General features: G+C 64.7%; 13 protein-coding genes. 7 read left to right on the top strand and 6 right to left on the bottom strand.

Annotation, left to right across the window (positions count from 1 at the left end; genetic code table 11):
- Positions 1-2: 2 nt before the first annotated feature.
- Positions 3-1,826: a DNA helicase RecQ gene (gene recQ / locus HG250_RS06000; RefSeq protein ID WP_170003706.1), complete on the bottom strand. Its 1,824-nt coding sequence runs from the start codon at positions 1,824-1,826 to the stop codon at positions 3-5.
- Positions 1,827-1,985: 159 nt separating this feature from the next.
- Here recQ and HG250_RS05995 point away from each other — a divergent pair, with 159 nt between their 5' ends.
- The 6 genes from HG250_RS05995 (at position 1,986) to phhA (ending at position 7,377) form a co-directional block, all read left to right on the top strand.
- Positions 1,986-2,321 carry a hypothetical protein gene (locus HG250_RS05995; protein WP_170003703.1) on the top strand — a complete coding sequence of 112 codons (336 nt, stop codon included), beginning with the start codon at positions 1,986-1,988 and terminating at the stop codon, positions 2,319-2,321.
- Between the two features lie 139 nt (positions 2,322-2,460).
- Positions 2,461-2,676: a hypothetical protein gene (locus HG250_RS05990; protein ID WP_170003701.1), complete on the top strand. Its 216-nt coding sequence runs from the start codon at positions 2,461-2,463 to the stop codon at positions 2,674-2,676.
- A gap of 24 nt (positions 2,677-2,700) precedes the next feature.
- A complete protein-coding gene (locus HG250_RS05985) occupies positions 2,701-3,876 on the top strand; it encodes an acyl-CoA dehydrogenase family protein (RefSeq protein WP_170003699.1) in 1,176 nt (391 codons plus the stop codon).
- A 30-nt stretch (positions 3,877-3,906) separates the two neighbouring features.
- The gene (locus HG250_RS05980) at positions 3,907-5,142 is read left to right on the top strand and encodes a CoA transferase (protein ID WP_170003697.1); all 1,236 of its coding nucleotides are present in this window, start codon (positions 3,907-3,909) and stop codon (positions 5,140-5,142) included.
- Positions 5,139-6,377: an acetyl-CoA C-acetyltransferase gene (locus HG250_RS05975; protein WP_170003695.1), complete on the top strand. Its 1,239-nt coding sequence runs from the start codon at positions 5,139-5,141 to the stop codon at positions 6,375-6,377. The genes HG250_RS05980 and HG250_RS05975 overlap by 4 nt, the downstream gene beginning before the upstream one ends.
- 61 nt (positions 6,378-6,438) lie before the next feature.
- Complete coding sequence (gene phhA, locus HG250_RS05970; protein WP_170003693.1) at positions 6,439-7,377, top strand: phenylalanine 4-monooxygenase; 939 nt, start codon at positions 6,439-6,441, stop codon at positions 7,375-7,377.
- A 104-nt stretch (positions 7,378-7,481) separates the two neighbouring features.
- On the opposite strand, the gene HG250_RS05965 is transcribed toward phhA, so the two are convergent.
- The 4 genes from HG250_RS05965 to HG250_RS05950 form a co-directional block, all read right to left on the bottom strand.
- Positions 7,482-7,736, bottom strand: coding sequence for a GlsB/YeaQ/YmgE family stress response membrane protein (locus tag HG250_RS05965; RefSeq protein ID WP_170003691.1), 255 nt, complete (start codon positions 7,734-7,736; stop codon positions 7,482-7,484).
- A gap of 123 nt (positions 7,737-7,859) precedes the next feature.
- Positions 7,860-8,669: an undecaprenyl-diphosphate phosphatase gene (locus HG250_RS05960; protein ID WP_170003689.1), complete on the bottom strand. Its 810-nt coding sequence runs from the start codon at positions 8,667-8,669 to the stop codon at positions 7,860-7,862.
- Between the two features lie 78 nt (positions 8,670-8,747).
- Positions 8,748-10,862, bottom strand: coding sequence for a M13 family metallopeptidase (locus HG250_RS05955; protein ID WP_170003687.1), 2,115 nt, complete (start codon positions 10,860-10,862; stop codon positions 8,748-8,750).
- Between the two features lie 170 nt (positions 10,863-11,032).
- Entirely contained in the window at positions 11,033-12,763 is a 1,731-nt protein-coding gene (locus HG250_RS05950) for an ABC transporter transmembrane domain-containing protein (RefSeq protein WP_240956948.1), read from the bottom strand.
- Between the two features lie 351 nt (positions 12,764-13,114).
- Between HG250_RS05950 and HG250_RS05945 the strand changes: the two genes are divergently transcribed.
- Positions 13,115-14,350, top strand: a complete 1,236-nt coding sequence (locus tag HG250_RS05945; RefSeq protein ID WP_170003682.1) for a polyhydroxyalkanoate depolymerase — start codon at positions 13,115-13,117, stop codon at positions 14,348-14,350.
- A gap of 103 nt (positions 14,351-14,453) precedes the next feature.
- Here HG250_RS05945 and HG250_RS05940 read toward each other — a convergent pair whose 3' ends face one another.
- Positions 14,454-15,632: an acetyl-CoA C-acyltransferase gene (locus HG250_RS05940; RefSeq protein ID WP_170003679.1), complete on the bottom strand. Its 1,179-nt coding sequence runs from the start codon at positions 15,630-15,632 to the stop codon at positions 14,454-14,456.
- Positions 15,633-15,672 lie beyond the last annotated feature (40 nt).

Genomic DNA, 15,672 nt, shown 5'->3' with positions numbered 1-15,672 from the left:
GTCTAACTGGCATTGCGGATCGCCGCCACGAAGGCATCGCCATAGGCTTCCAGCTTCTTCGCCCCCACCCCGGCGATGCGCGACAGGGCATCCCGGCTTGCCGGTCGCTGTGCAGCCATTTCGCGCAGCGTCGAATCGTGAAAAATGACATAGGGGGGCACCTGCGCTTCCTGCGCCAGCTCACGCCGCAATTCGCGCAAGGCGTCGAACAGCGGGTCTCCGACCGGGTTCGCGGCATTGTCGCGCGTGCCGCCCCGCCCCCTGCCCCCGCGCCGATCCTGCTTCGGCGGCAGGACCATCTCCACCGCCTGTTCACCCTTCAATATGGCCCGCGCATCGCCGCCCAGCGCCAGGCCGCCATGATCGGTGGCCACCAGCGCCCCGCGCGCCTGCAGGGCGCGGGCCAGCGGACGCAGCAGCGGTGCCTCGGCAGCATCGACGATGCCGAACACGCTCAGGCGGTCGTGCCCGCGCTGTTCGATGCGTTCGTCCGACGCGCCGGTCAGCACTTTCTGCAAATGGCCGAAACCGAAGCTCTGCCCCGTGCGATAGGCCGCCGACAGCAGCTTGCGCGCCATTTCGCTGGCATCCACCATCGCGGGCGGGTTCAGGCAATTATCGCAATTGCCGCAGCGTGGCGGCGGGTCTTCGCCGAAATGGCGGAGCAATATGGCGCGGCGGCAGCCCGGCGCCTCGACCAGCCCCGCCAGCGCATCCAGCCGCGTGCGCTCACCCGCCTGCCGCGCCGTATCCAGTTCCTGCAAGCGGCTGCGCGCCTGCACGAAATCGCCCGCGCCCCACAGCATCACCGCCTGCGCCGGATCGCCGTCGCGCCCCGCGCGGCCGGTTTCCTGGTAATAGGCCTCGATGCTCTTGGGGATGCCCGCATGGGCGACGAAGCGCACGTCGGGCTTGTCGATGCCCATGCCGAAAGCGATGGTGGCCACCATCACCATGTCCTCGCTGGCGACGAAAGCCGCCTGGTTCGCCGCGCGGCGTTCCGGCGGAAGGCCGGCGTGATAGGGCAGCACCTCGCGCTGCGTGGCGGCGGCGAGGCTGCTGGCCAGATCCTCCACCTTGCGCCGGGTGGGGGCGTAGATGATGCCGGGGCCGGGATGGTCCGCCATTACCTGCGCCAATTGCCGCTGCAAACTGTCGCGCGGGCGAATGGCATAGGCGATGTTGGGCCGGTCGAACCCGGCGACGATCAGACCTGTATCCGGAATGCCCAGCTGCGCCAGGATATCGGCGCGGGTATGGGCATCCGCCGTTGCCGTCAGTGCGAGACGCGGCACATCGGGAAACGCATCCATCAGCGGGCGCAACTGGCGGTAATCGGGCCGGAAATCATGGCCCCATTCGGACACGCAATGCGCCTCGTCGATGGCGAACAGGGCCAGCGGCGCGGCAGCGAGCATGTCGCGGAACCCCGGCTGGCTGGCGCGTTCGGGCGCGACATAGAGCAAGTCCAGCTCGCCTGCCCGGAACGCATCCTGCGTCTCGCGCCAGTCGGCATCGGCGCTGGTCAGCGTGGCGGCGCGAATGCCGTTTTCGCGGGCCGAGCGCAGCTGGTCGTGCATCAGCGCGATCAGCGGGCTGATGACGAGGCAGGTGCCCGGCAGCATCGTGGCAGGCAGTTGATAGGTCAGCGATTTGCCCGCGCCCGTCGGCATCACCGCGAGCGTGGATTGCCCGGCCAGTACGCGTTCCACCACCTGAGGCTGCACGCCGCGAAAGTCGTCGAAGCCGAAGATTCGGCGCAACGCTTCGCGCGCGGCGGCGGCGCCGGATGGCGTGGGAGCGACTTCGGACTTGGGGGAATCCATCTGCCGCCTGTGGCAGATCGGCGCGCCGGGGTGAATGGCGGAAGAATGAGTTTTTTACATTTCCAGCGGCTTTTCGCCCCGCTACAAGGGCTGCCGGGTTGCGGCGATGTGCGACACACCGGCGCGACACTTTCATCTACCGCTACGGAGACTGTCCCCATGAAGAAACTCGCCCGCGCCGCCCTGGCTTCGGCCACGCTGCTTGCCCTCGCCGCCTGCGGTTCCGCCGACGATGCCAGTGAAGAAGCGGTGGCCGACAATGTCGAGATCCCCGCAGACGACGCCATGGCGCCGATCGTGGAAGCCCCCGTGGCCGACACTGCCATCAACGAGCCGGTCATCGTGAGGGAAACGACCGAGAACCCGGCTGCCGTGAACGAAAGCGAGCAGGTCCGCGCCGAAACCGCTGCCGACAACGCAGCGGATGTCGCCGCCCGCGCGCAGGCCGCCGCCGCCGAAGCCGCGACCGCCACGGCCGAAGACCGGATGGATTGAACCGGGTTTATTTGCCCGGCTGTGTGCCGGCGGCGGGCGGCAATGCCGTAGCGTCGGCAGGACGGAATGACGGGCGGGGGCGTCGCAGCAGCGATTCCCCCGCTTTTCCTTTGCCTATCGGGCGCTATGGTGGGGCGCGATGCTGCGCTTCGTCTTTCTCGCCGCCCCTGCCGCGCTCCTGTCGCTTGCCGGCGGGTGCGCCCCTGCGGCGGAAGATACTGCTACCGCCGAGGCCAGCTTCGACAGTGCCGGTCCCGCCGAGACCCGCGCGCTGGAAGAAGCTGCCGCCATGCTGGAAGAACGGCCGGACAATTCCGCCGCCGGTGCCGAAACTGCCGATACAGCGACCCCCTGAAACCACTTCGAGAGAGGATTACCCATGGCCGAGAACGGAATGGACCAGGAAATATTCGGACAGTTCATCGAACAACTTGAACGCTACGTCCGCGAACGGCTGATCCCGGCGGAGGACGACATCATCGCCACCGACCGCATTCCCGAGGATATTCTCGACGAGATGCGCGACATGGGCCTGTTCGGCCTGACCATGCCGGAAGAATATGGCGGCGCGGCGATGAACACGGCGCAATATGTCGAGACGATCCGCGTGCTGTCCTATGCCCTTCCCGCCTACCGCTCGATCATCTCGATCAATATCGGCATGGTCTGTTCCGCGCTGAAGAACGGCGGGACCGAGGCGCAGAAACAGGAATGGCTGCCCCGCCTCGCCGCCGGCGAGATCGCCTGTTTCGGCCTGACGGAACCGGGATCGGGATCGGATTCCGCCGCGATGCAGACCACCGCGCATATGGACGGCAACGAATGGGTGCTGAACGGCACCAAGCGGTACATCACCAATGCGCCGCATGCGAAGCTGGGCCTCATCATGGCGCGCACGTCGAAGGAGAACCAGCCCAAGAACGCCCATGTCAGCGCCTTTCTGGTGCCGATGGACACGGATGGCGTATCGGTCGGCAAGCCGGACAGGAAGATGGGGCAGGCTGGCAGCCATATCGCCGATGTCATGCTCGACGAGGTGCGCCTGCCGGCGGACGCCCTGCTGGGCGGTGAGGAAGGGCAGGGCTTTCGATTCGCCATGCAGAGCCTCGACAATGGCCGGCTGTCCATCGCGGCGGCAAGTTGCGGATATGGCAAGCGCATCCTCGATACCGCGCTGCGCTATTCCACCGAACGGCAGGCCTTTGGCGAACCGATCGCGCAGTTCCAGCTGATCCAGGCGATGCTGGCCGACAGCCGGGCGGAGCTTTATGCCGGCGAATGCATGCTGCGCGATGCGGCGGCGCGGGTGGATGCGAGGGAAAAGAGCATCATCGAGGCCGCCTCGGCCAAGATGTTCTGTTCCGAAATGTGCAACCGCATCGCCGATCGCTGCGTGCAGGTGCATGGCGGCGCGGGCTACCTGGCGGAATATGAGGCGGAACGCTTCTACCGCGACAGCCGCATCTACACGATCTACGAAGGCACCACGCAGATCCTGCAACTGGTCATCGCCAAGAACATGCTGCGCGATTTCGCCGCCGGGGCGCAGGGCTAAGGCTGCGGGGCAGAACAGGAAACGCACATCATGCAGGACATGCTTTCAAACCTTTCGATCATCGAGGCGTCCAGCTTCGTCGCCTCGCCCACCGCCGGGCTGTATTGCGCGCAGCTTGGCGCGGATGTCGTGCGCGTCGACCAGATCGGCGGGGGGCCGGATTTCACCCGCTATCACATGACGGACAATGGCCATTCGCTGGCCTGGGAGAACCTCAATCGGGGCAAGCGCAGCGTGGCGCTGGATCTGCGCAGCGGCGAAGGGCGCGAACTGCTGGTGGAACTTGCCCGCAAGACCGGGCAGTTGATCACGAATTTTCCGCAGAACAGCTTCCTGTCGCATGATGCAGTGGCGCAGGGCGATTCAGAAATGATCACCGTGCGAATCATGGGCTGGGCGGATGGCGCGCAGGCAATGGATTTCACCGTCAACGCCGCCGTGGGTTTTCCCTACCTCACGGGCAAGAAGGATCAGGACGGGCGCGAACACCCGATCAACCATGCCCTGCCTGCCTGGGATCTGCTGACCGGCGCCTATTCCGCCTTCGCGCTGCTCGCCGCCATTCGCAAGCGTGAGGCTGGCGGCGGCGGCGGCGAGATCCGCGTGCCGCTGGGCGATGTGGCCATCGGCACGGTCGGCATGATCGGCGGCATTGCCGAGGTGCTGTATCAAGGGGGCGACCGGAGCCGGCAGGGTAACGACATCTGGGGCGCCTGGGGCCGCGATTTCATCACCAGCGACGGCGAACGCATCATGCTGGCCGCGCTGACGTCCAAGCAGTGGAACGCCGTCGTCTCGGTGCTGGATATCGCCGCCGAGGTTGCGGAGATCGAGGCGAAACACGGGGTGGAATTCGCGCCCAGCGACCACAATCGCTATGTCCACCGCGACGAATTGTTCGCGCTGGTGGAGCCCCGCATCGCCGCTCGCACCTCGGCCGATGTGCTGGCTGCGCTGGAAGCGGCGGGCGCGACCTTCAGCCGTTACCGTACCCCCTACGAGGCTGCCTGCGACCCGCAGCTGGTTACCGCCAATCCGCTGTTCGGCCAATCGCCGCCCAATCCCAGCGGCTTCGACTATCCCGCCAATGGCGCCTTTGCCCATCAGGCCGGCGAATCGCGCAGGCCGCCAGCCGCTTCCCCGCGCAACGGCCAGCATACCGAACAGGTGCTCGCCGAAAGGCTGGGCCTGTCTTCGGGCGCCATCGGCGATCTCATCGACCGCAACATCGCCCATGATGCCTCGCAGACAAAGGAACCGACATGACCGACCGCCCCCTTCGCCGTGCCGCCATCGTCAGCCCGATCCGCACCGCGGTCGGCAAGTTCGGCGGCGCGCTGGCCCCGCTGGAAGCAGGCGAATTGGGGGCCATCATCCTGAAGGCACTGGTGGAGCGCACCGGGATCGACGCGGCGCGCGTGGATGATGTCATCTTCAGCCAGGGGTACGGCAGCGGCGAGGCACCCTGCATCGGCCACTGGTCTTGGCTGGCTGCCGATCTGCCGCTGGAAGTGCCCGGCTATCAGCTCGACCGCCGCTGCGGTTCGGGTCTGCAGGCGCTCGCAAATGCGGCGATGATGGTGCAGACCGGCAATGCCGACATGGTGGCGGTGGGCGGCGTCGAAAGCATGTCGAATGTCGAACATTACACCACCGATCTGCGCGACGGCGTGCGCGCGGGCAATATCACTCTGCACGACCGGCTGACGCGCGGACGGGTGATGAGCCAGCCCATCGAACGCTTCGGCGTGATTACCGGCATGATCGAAACCGCCGAAAATCTGGCGAAGGATTACGGCATCACGCGCGAGCAAGCAGACGCCTTTGCCGTACGGTCGCAGCACAATGCCGCCGCCGCGTGGGAGGCGGGGAAATTCGACGATTACCTCGTGCCAATCAGCGTCCCGCAGCGCCGGGGCGATCCCATCATCTTCGACCGTGACGAGGGCGTGCGGCCCGACGCCAGCATGGAATCGCTGGGGAAATTGCGCGCCCTGGAAGGCAGGACCAACCCCGACGCCATCGTCACCGCCGGCAACGCCAGCCAGCAGAACGATGCCGCCGCCGCCTGCCTGGTGGTGGGCGAGGATATGCTGGAGGAAATGGGCGTCGAACCGATCGCCTGGTTCACCGGCTGGGCCGGCGCGGGCTGCGACCCGTCACGCATGGGCATCGGCCCCGTGCCCGCGGTGGAGCGGCTGTTCCGCCAGACCGGCATGGGTTGGGACGATATCGGCCTGGTGGAACTGAACGAAGCCTTTGCGCCGCAGGTCCTCGCCGTTCTGAAGGGCTGGGACTGGTCGGATGACGATCCCCGCATAAACATGCTGAACGTCAATGGTTCGGGCATTTCGCTCGGCCATCCGATCGGCGCGACCGGCCTCCGCATTCTGGCGGACATGACTCACGAAATGCAGCGCCGGAAAGTGCGCTACGGGCTGGAGACCATGTGCATCGGCGGCGGACAGGGTCTGGCCGCGATCATCGAGCGCGCTGCCTGACGGGACTCACCCGCTACCGCATTTGTCAGCCCGGCGCAGGGGTGCTAGAAACGCAGCCATCATGGCTACTATCGTCCAACCCGACAGCGACTTTTCCGCCCTCCCCGAAATGCCGGGGGATGTGTTCACTGCGCCCTTGCAGAAGCCGGAGCATCTCGGCGCCGACTGGCTGGAGCCGTCGCAGGCATCCTATGACAGCGACGACGATGCCATCTGGGACGATCTGTTCAAGCGCCAGATGGGCGTTCTGCCGGGGCGCGCGGCCACGGCCTTCATGCAGGGACTGGAGAAGCTGGACCTCGGGCGCGGCGGCGTGCCGGAATTCGCCCGCCTTTCGGAAGAACTGGATTCGCTGACCGGGTGGAGCGTGGTGCCGGTGCCGATGCTGATCCCGGATCACGTCTTCTTCTGGCACCTGGCGAACCGGCGGTTCCCGGCGGGCAATTTCATCCGCACCCGCGAAACCTTCGACTATATTCAGGAACCCGACGTCTTCCACGACGTGTTCGGCCATGTGCCGATGCTGACCGACCCGGTCTATGCCGATTACATGCAGGAATATGGCAGGGCCGGCTGGAAGGCGATGCGCTACAACCGGCTGAAGGCGCTGGGTGCGCTCTACTGGTACACGGTCGAATTCGGCCTGATGCTGGAAGAAGGCGAATTGCGCGCCTATGGCGCGGGCATTCTGTCCGGCCCCACGGAAGTGAAATTCGCCGTCGAGGCAGCCTCGCCCAACAGGATCATGCTGAATGTCGACCGGGTGATGCGGACCGATTACGTCATCAGCGACCTGCAGCCGACCTATTTCGTCATTGAAAGTTTCGAGGATCTCTACCGCCAGACGGTGGAGAGGGATTTCGACCGGCTCTACCGCAATCTGCCGCCGGCCTTCACCTATGCCAATTCGGCGGTGATCGATGTCGACAATGTGGTGCAGCGCGGAAGCCAGGAATATCTTCTGCGCGGCGGGCGCGGGAGCGGTGCGGACCCGGTCTGATCGGGTTGTACCTGGCCGGGTTCATCTGAACTGGCTTTCCATTGCATGGATTGCGGAGTGGGCAGCGCATGTCCGGACCGGCGCCGAGGCGGTAATTGCCGCGATTATTGCGCGAGCATGTTTCGCAATGAATTGACTGCGATCAGCGAGGCGATGGCTCCCAGAGTCGAGAGCAGCAGGGCCGTGCCGCTGATGCCGTGCAGGATCGATTCCCGGTTCGCCATCACGCCGAACACCAGCGCACCGCCGATGCCTGCGGCCATGTTGAGAGCAAGTTCCTGAAATTCGTCCAGCTGCAGGATGATAGAAGCGAGCCATCCCAGAATCGCACCGACGGCTATCAGCAGCAAGAGCGCCATTTTCTATCCTTTATCAACTTGTAAGGATAACGGCTGGAAAGCTGCTTGTTTCCGTACAACGCGCCAAAAACCGTGGAATGTTGCAGGATTGCTACAGTTCCGAGGCCCGGCGTCCGCAGCGCGTCAGGCCAGCAGCAGCCACGCCAGCGAAGCGCCGCCGACCACGATCCGGTACCAGGCAAAGGGCTTGAACCCGTGTTTCGACACATAGGCCACGAAGGCGCGGATCACGATCATGGCGGCGACGAAGGCGGCGGTAAAGCCAATCGCGATCTCGTCCCAGCCGATGACGGCATTCCCCGCCATCAATTCAGGGTCGCCCACCACCTTCACCGTAGCCGCGCCCAGCATGGTCGGAACGGCCAGGAAGAAGGAAAACTCCGCCGCCGTCTTGCGCCCGACGCCCATCGCGAGGGCTCCCATGATGGTCGCACCCGAACGGCTGGTGCCGGGGATCATCGCCAGGCACTGGACGAACCCGACGCCGATCGCCATGCGCCAGGACAGGCCCTCGACGCCGACATCCTCGTTGGGGGTGATGATCCTTTCCAGCACCAGGATCGCGATGCCGCCCAGCACCAGCGCGATCGACACGGTCAGCGGGCTTTCCAGCATGGCGTCGATGGCATCTTCCGCCAGCAGGCCGATCACGGCGGCCGGCATGAAGGCGAGCAAGATGTTGCGGGTGAACAGCAGCGCCTTCGTCTCGCGCCGCAGCAGGCCGGTGCCCATGTCCCAGAACAGCGACCAATAGGTGACAACCACGGCCAGGATGGCGCCCAACTGGATAACGATGTTGAACTGCCGCCATTGCCCCGGATCATAGCCGAAGAAGGTCTGCGCCAGGATCAGATGCCCGGTCGAGGAGATCGGCAGGAACTCTGCCACTCCTTCGAGCAGGCCGAGCAGGAGTGCGGTGACGGTCAGGTTCATGGGCGATGCGTCAAAAGGAAAGGGCGGCACAAGTCAAGCTGACCCGCACCGCCCCGCGATTATTCGTTTTTCTGTGCCTTACCAGATACGCACGCGTTTTTCCGGTGGCAGGTACAGATCGTCGTCGGGCGTGACGTTGAACGCCTTGTACCACGCATCCAGGTTCCGCACCGCGCCGTTGACGCGGTAGGTTTCCGGCGAATGCGGGTCGGTCTGCAGGCGCTGACGTCCCATTTCCTCCCGCTGCATCGAACGCCAGACCTGCGCCCAGGCGAGGAAGAAACGCTGGTCGCCGGTCAGGCCGTCGATCACCGGCGCCTCCTTGCCGTCCAGCGACATGCGATAGGCACGATAGGCCATCGACAGCCCGCCGACATCGCCGATATTCTCGCCCAGCGTGAACTTGCCATTCACGCAGGTCTCGCCCTCGTCATAGGGGCAATAGGCATCATATTGCGCGGCGAGCGCACTGGTCAGCGTCTGGAAGCGGCTGAGATCCTCTTCCGCCCACCAGTTCTGCAATTTGCCCGAGGCATCGTATTTCGCGCCCTGATCGTCGAAGCCATGGCCCATCTCATGGCCGATCACGCCGCCGATCGCGCCATAATTCACCGCCGGATCGACATTCGGGCCGAAGAAGGGCTGCTGCAGAATGGCCGCCGGAAACACGATCTCGTTGAAGGTCGGGTTGTAATAGGCGTTCACCGTCTGGGGCAGCATGAACCACTCGGTCTTGTCGACCGTGGTGCCCAGCTTCGCCAGATTGTCGTCCTGCTGCCACTTCATGGCCGCAAGGCGATTGCCCAGCGGATCGTCGCCCGCGATCCTCAGCCCTTCATAGGTTTCGAATTCGTCGGGATAGCCGATCTTGGGATTGAAGGATGCGAGCTTCGCCATCGCCTGTTCGCGGGTTTCCGCGCCCATGAAGGCGTTTTCCTTCAGGCTTTCGGCCATGGCGAGCCGCAGGTTCTTCACCAGCTCGTCCATCTGGGCCTTGCTTTCGGCGGGGAAATAGCGGTCGACATAGGCCTTGCCCAACACTTCGCCGAGCTGGCTCTGGGTGTTGGAGATGGCCCGCTTCCAGCGCGGTTCCTGCTGTTCCGTACCCGACAGCGTCTTGCCGTAAAAGGCGAAGCGCGCATCGTCGATCTCGCTCGGCAGGACGGCGGCGTTGGACGACAGGAACTGCGCCGCCATATAGGCCTTGATCGTCGCCAGCGGCGTCTGCGTCAGCAATTCCATCATGCCCGGAAGACCGCCGCCGATGCCGGCGAGCGTTTCGGGTGTCAGGCCCAGCCGCTCGGCTTCTTCCGCGCTCGGCGGAATCTGCGAGACGGAGAAATACGGCTCGTCATCGAGGCCGATCTGCGACAGCACGGTGGAGAGCGGGAATTCACCCGCCATCTGCGCCAGTTCGGCACGGCCGACCTTGTTGTAAGTGAGGTCGCTGTTGCGCAGCGCCACGCGGTCCCATTCGCGCAAAGCGCCCTGCCGTTCGAATTCATAGACCGCTTCGGCGGATGCTGCGGGATCCTGATAACCGGCCTTGCCGAGCAGGAAGGCGAGGTAATCCTTGTAGGCGGCGCGAATGGTTTCGTTCCGCTCATTATCGACCAGGTAATAATCACGATCGGGCAGGCCCATCACGGAAAAGCCCACCGTCGGGATATAGGAGTCGGGATCTTTCCGATCGACCGTGACCCCGCCGCCGATGATCGAGGGGAAGCCCGGCTGTTCGAACAGCATGGCGAGTTCGTTCAGCGAATTGGCGCCGTAGATCTTCTGCAGGTAAGGCTGCGCGGGGGCCAGTCCGGCAGCGTCGATAGCCTGCGTGTCGACAAAGGCATTATAGGCGTCGACGATGCGCCGTTCCTGCGTGCCCGGCGCGGGATTGGACGCGACCAGTTCATCGACGAGCGTCTTCACGTCCACGCGCGATTTCTCGTTCAGCGCATCGAAGGCGCCGTAGCGGGATTTATCGGCGGGGATCGCGTTTTCGGCGACCCATTTGCCATTCACATATTCGAAGAAATCGTCGCCGGGATCGACTGCCGGGTCGAGGCTGGCGGGATTGACGCCCCAGGTGCCGTAATCGACCGTCGGCAGGGCATTGGCATCATCCTGCGCCAGTGCCGGGCCGGCAGTGGCGAGCGCGGCGGCGCAGACGCCTGCCGCGAGTATCGATCTGAACATATCTTTCCCCAATCTTTCGTTTGAATTCCGCAACTTGGTAACAGGGCCTTGCTGAACCGAAGCTGAGATGCGGCGGACCATAGCAGGAAGCGAAGCGGGTTGCGTCTGCCGCTTGCCTGCTTGTCGAGTGATGACAGCCGTTCGTCGATTGCCCTGCCCCGCCCGTGGTGTCACCCGGCGCTCACATCGGCGAATTGCAGCGATGCCAGCCGCGCATAGAGGCCGCCCGCCTGCGACAGCTGCGCATGGGTGCCCTGCTCCACGATCCGCCCCGCCTCCATCACCACGATGCGGTCGGCCTTGCGGACGGTGGCGAGGCGGTGCGCGATGACCAGGGTGGTCCGGTCGCGCATCAGCCGGTCGAGCGCCTGCTGCACTGCCCGTTCGCTTTCGGCATCCAGCGCGCTGGTCGCTTCGTCCAGCAGCAGGATAGGGGCATCGCGCAGCAATGCGCGCGCTATGGCGATGCGTTGCTGCTGTCCCCCCGACAGGCGGGTTCCGCTCTCGCCCAGATAGGTGTCGAGGCCCTGCGGCAATTCCCGCAGGAAATTCAGCGCATTCGCCGCCCGCGCAGCCTCATCTATCGCATCTTCCGAGGCATCCCATGCGCCATAGCGCAGATTGTCGCGGGCATTGGCGGAGAACAGCACACCGTCCTGCGGGACAAAGGCGAAACGCTCGCGGATCGCGGCGGGATCGACGGCCGTGAGCGGCACGCCGTCCAGCCGGATGGAGCCTGCCTGTGGATCGTAGAAGCGTTCGGCCAGCTGGAAAATGGTGCTCTTGCCCGCGCCCGAGGGGCCGACGATGGCCACCGTCTCGCCCGGCTCCACTTCCAGCGAGAAATCGACCAGCGCGGCACTTTCGGGTCGGGTCGGATAGCGGAAGGTGACATTGCGGAACGACAGGCTGCCGCGCGGCGGGACAGGCAGGGCGAGCGGCCGGGCAGGCGGGGCGATGCTGGGTGTCTCGCGCAGCAATTCGTCCAGGCGGCTGGCGGCACCTGCCCCGCGCAGCAGGTCGCCGTAAACTTCGGTGAGGGCGCCGAACGCCCCGGCCACGATGATGCCCGCGATGACGAAGGCAACGATGGTGCCGCCGCTCAGATCGCCACTGACCACCATCAACGCCCCGCGCCACATGACCAGCGTCAGCGCGCCGAACACCAGCGTGATGATGATGGCGGTCATCACCGCGCGGATGAGGATGCGCTTCTTCGCCGTGTCGAAGGTCGCCTCCACCGCCTTGCCGAAGCGCGCGCCTTCGCGGCTCTCCTGCCCGAAGGCCTGCACCACCTTCATCGCGCCGAGCACCTCGGACACCATCGCGCCGACATCGGCCACGCGGTCCTGGCTCGACCGGCTGACATCGCGCAGCCGCCGCCCGAACAGGAAGATGGGAATGATGATGACCGGGATGGCGATGAACAGGGTGACGCTGAGTTCGGGGGCCAGCCAGAACAGATAGGCGGTGCCCAGCAATGCCATGATGGCGTTGCGCAGCGCGACAGAGACGGTGGTGCCGACCACCTGTTCGATGATCGCCGTATCCGACGTCATGCGCGAGGATATCTCCTTCGGCGAATTCTCCTCGAAGAAAGCGGGCGCGAGCCGCATCAGGTTCCGGTGCACCGCGCTGCGAATGTCCGCCACCACGCGTTCGCCCATCCAGCTGACGAAATAGAACCGAAAGGCCGTGGCGATGCCGAGCACGATGACGATCATCAGCAGATAGCGGAACCAGCGGGCGATATCGGCAGGGTCGCCCCCTTCGGCGAACCCGCGATCGACCACCAGGCGCAGACCGGCGGGTATGCCCAGCGTCGCCAATGCGCTGACGAGCAGGGCAGCCCAGGCAAAGGCAAGCTGGCGCGGATATTGGCGGGCATGGTCCCATACCATCCGCAACGGGCCGAGCGATTTCGCCCTGGCTGCGGGTTCTTTCGTGTCCGCCACGCCATCGCGATCACGGTCGCCGGTGCCGGTCGGCTCTGCCGCCGCGTTCTGCGCGGGGAGACCGCCGGGTGCGAAGTTTGACTGCCCTTCGCTGCGGGAGCGGAAATTATCGTCGCTGAAGGATCGATCGGTTTCGGAATGGTCCATCGCCGGTGGCCCTAGACCCCTGCCGCCCCGAAATCCAGAGACCGGGCGCTGCGCGATTGCTGTCAAAACCGCAAGGCGCGTTGCAATTGGCGCCTCTGATGCTCATATTGCGTTGCACAATAATGATTTTTGAACATTGGGGGCCGCCAAATGCTCTATCACGCCTATGAATTGCAACGCGCCTGGCTTTCCAGCGCCAGCGCCATGGCCTCCATCAGCGCCGAACTGCTGTCCAACCCGCGCCTGCCGCTGGGCTACACCGGGTTTGGGCCCATGGCCGCCAGCGCGCTGGAAGTGTTCGCCCATGCAGCACAGACCCGCGGCAAGCCCGAATTCGATATCGAGAGCGTCAGGATCGGCGGAAAAGCGAGGGCAGTCACGCAGTCCGTCGTCATGCACAAGGCGTTCGGCGATCTGCTCCGCTTCACGCGCGAAGATCTGCCAGAGGATGCGCCCCGCCTGCTGATCGTCGCCCCGATGAGCGGCCATTTCGCCACTTTGCTGCGCGGGACGGTCGAACGCATGGTCGAAAATGCGGTCGTCTATATCACCGACTGGCACGATGCGAAGCTGGTGCCGCTGAGCGAGGGGCAGTTCGACCTCGACGATTACATCGATTATCTGATCGAATTCCTCGGTCACATCGCTGAAGACGATCAGGGCCGCGCGCCGCACATGATGGCGGTGTGCCAGCCTTCGGTCCCGGCGCTGGCTGCCACGGCGATCATGAATGCCAACGATCATGCCGCCACGCCCGCCACGCTGACCATGATGGGCGGACCCATCGACACCCGGAAATCGCCGACCACGGTGAACGATCTGGCGATGGAACGCCCGCTCAGCTGGTTCCGCCAGAATGTCATCGCCACCGTGCCGATGAACTACCCCGGTGCCGGTCGGCGCGTCTATCCCGGCTTCCTGCAGCTCGCCAGCTTCATGAGCATGAACCTCGGCAATCACATGCTGAGTCATTACGAGATGTTCAAGCACCTGACCGCAGGCGACGATGAAAGCGCGCAAGTGTCGAAGGATTTCTACGACGAATATCGCAGCGTCGCCGACATGACGGCGGAATTCTACCTGCAGACGGTGGAGGAGGTGTTCCAGACCCATTCCCTGCCCGAAGGCACCTTTACCCATCGCGGCGAAGTGGTCGATCTCGGTGCCATCGACAGGACGGCCATTTTGGCAGTGGAGGGCGAGCGCGACGATATTTCCGGCATCGGCCAGACCAGGGCGGCGCTCGGCCTCGCCACCGGACTGGATGAGGCGAAGAAGAGATATCACCTCGCCGAAGGGGCCGGTCACTACGGCATCTTCAACGGCAGCAAGTGGCGCGGGAAGGTGGCGCCGACCGTCGAAGCCTTCATGTCCGAACACGCCTGAAACATCAGGGCTGCGCCGGACTCCGGCGGATCAGACAAGAAAAGGGCGGCACCCGCTTCCGGGGCCGCCCTTTCTCATTTCAGCGCGCGATCCGCAGCGATGGTCAGAACACTTCGAACAGGCCCGCTGCGCCCATGCCGCCGCCGACGCACATCGTCACGACGACATATTTCGCGCCGCGCCGCTTGCCTTCGATCAGGGCGTGGCCGGTGCAGCGTGCGCCCGTCATGCCATAGGGATGGCCGATGGAAATGGAGCCGCCGTTGACGTTCAGAATATCGCCGTCGATGCCCAGCTTGTCCTGGCAATAGAGCACCTGCACGGCGAAGGCTTCGTTGAGTTCCCACAACCCGATATCCGACACCTTGAGGTCGAAACGTTCGAGCAGGCGCGGAATCGCGAAGATCGGGCCGATGCCCATTTCATCGGGTTCGGTCCCGTGCACGGCCATGCCGACATAGCGGCCCAGCGGTTCCAGCCCCATCTTCTCGGCCACTTTCGCTTCCATGACGATGCTGGCGCTCGATCCGTCGGAAAGCTGGCTGGCGTTGCCGGCCGTGATCGACCCGTTCGGCAGCACCGGATTCAGCTTCTGCAGGCCCTCGATGGTGGTGGACGGGCGATTGCCTTCGTCCTTGGAGAGAGTGATTTCCTTATCGGAGATCTCGCCGCTTTCCTTGTCCTGCACCTTCATCGTGGTGGTCACTTCCACGATCTCGTCGTCGAACTTGCCCGCTTCCTGCGCGGCGGCGGTGCGCTGCTGGCTCGACAGCGCATATTCGTCCTGGCGCTGGCGGCTGATGCCGTAGCGGTCGGCGACGGTTTCCGCCGTCTGCAGCATCGGCATGTAGATGGCACCGTGCATCTGCAGAAGCTGCGGGTCGGGCATGACGCGCATTTCCTTGGTCTGCACCAGGCTGATCGATTCCTGCCCGCCGGCGGCGACGATGTCCATGCGGTCGGTGATGACCTGCTTGGCGGCGGTCGCGATGCTCATCAGGCCAGACGAGCACTGCCGGTCGATGGTCATGCCGGAGACGGAAATCGGAAGGCCCGAACGCAGCGCCACCTGGCGACCGAGATTACCGGCCTGCGCGCCCTGTTGCAGCGCGCTGCCCCAGACGACATCGTCCACCTGCTTGCCCTCGATCCCGGCGCGCTCCACGGCGGCTTTCAGGGAAAAGGAGCCGAGCGTCGCGCCCGGCGTGGCGTTGAACGCGCCCTTGTAGGCGCGGCCGATGGGGGTGCGGGCGGTCGATACGATCACTGCGTCGCGGGTCATGGTTTACCTCTTTCGTCGGATAAATGGGTCTGAAGGGAAG

It is taken from the genome of Pseudopontixanthobacter vadosimaris (assembly GCF_012979275.1).
In the GTDB taxonomy this organism is placed as follows: domain Bacteria; phylum Pseudomonadota; class Alphaproteobacteria; order Sphingomonadales; family Sphingomonadaceae; genus Pseudopontixanthobacter; species Pseudopontixanthobacter vadosimaris.
This window is presented reverse-complemented; position numbering and strand designations above follow the sequence as displayed.

Coding starts and splice junctions, on each gene's coding strand:
- HG250_RS05955 (WP_170003687.1), bottom strand. CDS start 10,862: ATGTTCAGATCGATACTCGCGGCAGGCGTCTGCGCCGCCGCGCTCGCC.
- HG250_RS05985 (WP_170003699.1), top strand. CDS start 2,701: ATGGCCGAGAACGGAATGGACCAGGAAATATTCGGACAGTTCATCGAA.
- HG250_RS05945 (WP_170003682.1), top strand. CDS start 13,115: ATGCTCTATCACGCCTATGAATTGCAACGCGCCTGGCTTTCCAGCGCC.
- phhA (WP_170003693.1), top strand. CDS start 6,439: ATGGCTACTATCGTCCAACCCGACAGCGACTTTTCCGCCCTCCCCGAA.
- HG250_RS05950 (WP_240956948.1), bottom strand. CDS start 12,763: ATGGTATGGGACCATGCCCGCCAATATCCGCGCCAGCTTGCCTTTGCC.
- HG250_RS05965 (WP_170003691.1), bottom strand. CDS start 7,736: ATGGCGCTCTTGCTGCTGATAGCCGTCGGTGCGATTCTGGGATGGCTC.
- HG250_RS05975 (WP_170003695.1), top strand. CDS start 5,139: ATGACCGACCGCCCCCTTCGCCGTGCCGCCATCGTCAGCCCGATCCGC.
- HG250_RS05990 (WP_170003701.1), top strand. CDS start 2,461: ATGCTGCGCTTCGTCTTTCTCGCCGCCCCTGCCGCGCTCCTGTCGCTT.
- HG250_RS05940 (WP_170003679.1), bottom strand. CDS start 15,632: ATGACCCGCGACGCAGTGATCGTATCGACCGCCCGCACCCCCATCGGC.
- HG250_RS05960 (WP_170003689.1), bottom strand. CDS start 8,669: ATGAACCTGACCGTCACCGCACTCCTGCTCGGCCTGCTCGAAGGAGTG.
- HG250_RS05980 (WP_170003697.1), top strand. CDS start 3,907: ATGCAGGACATGCTTTCAAACCTTTCGATCATCGAGGCGTCCAGCTTC.
- HG250_RS05995 (WP_170003703.1), top strand. CDS start 1,986: ATGAAGAAACTCGCCCGCGCCGCCCTGGCTTCGGCCACGCTGCTTGCC.
- recQ (WP_170003706.1), bottom strand. CDS start 1,826: ATGGATTCCCCCAAGTCCGAAGTCGCTCCCACGCCATCCGGCGCCGCC.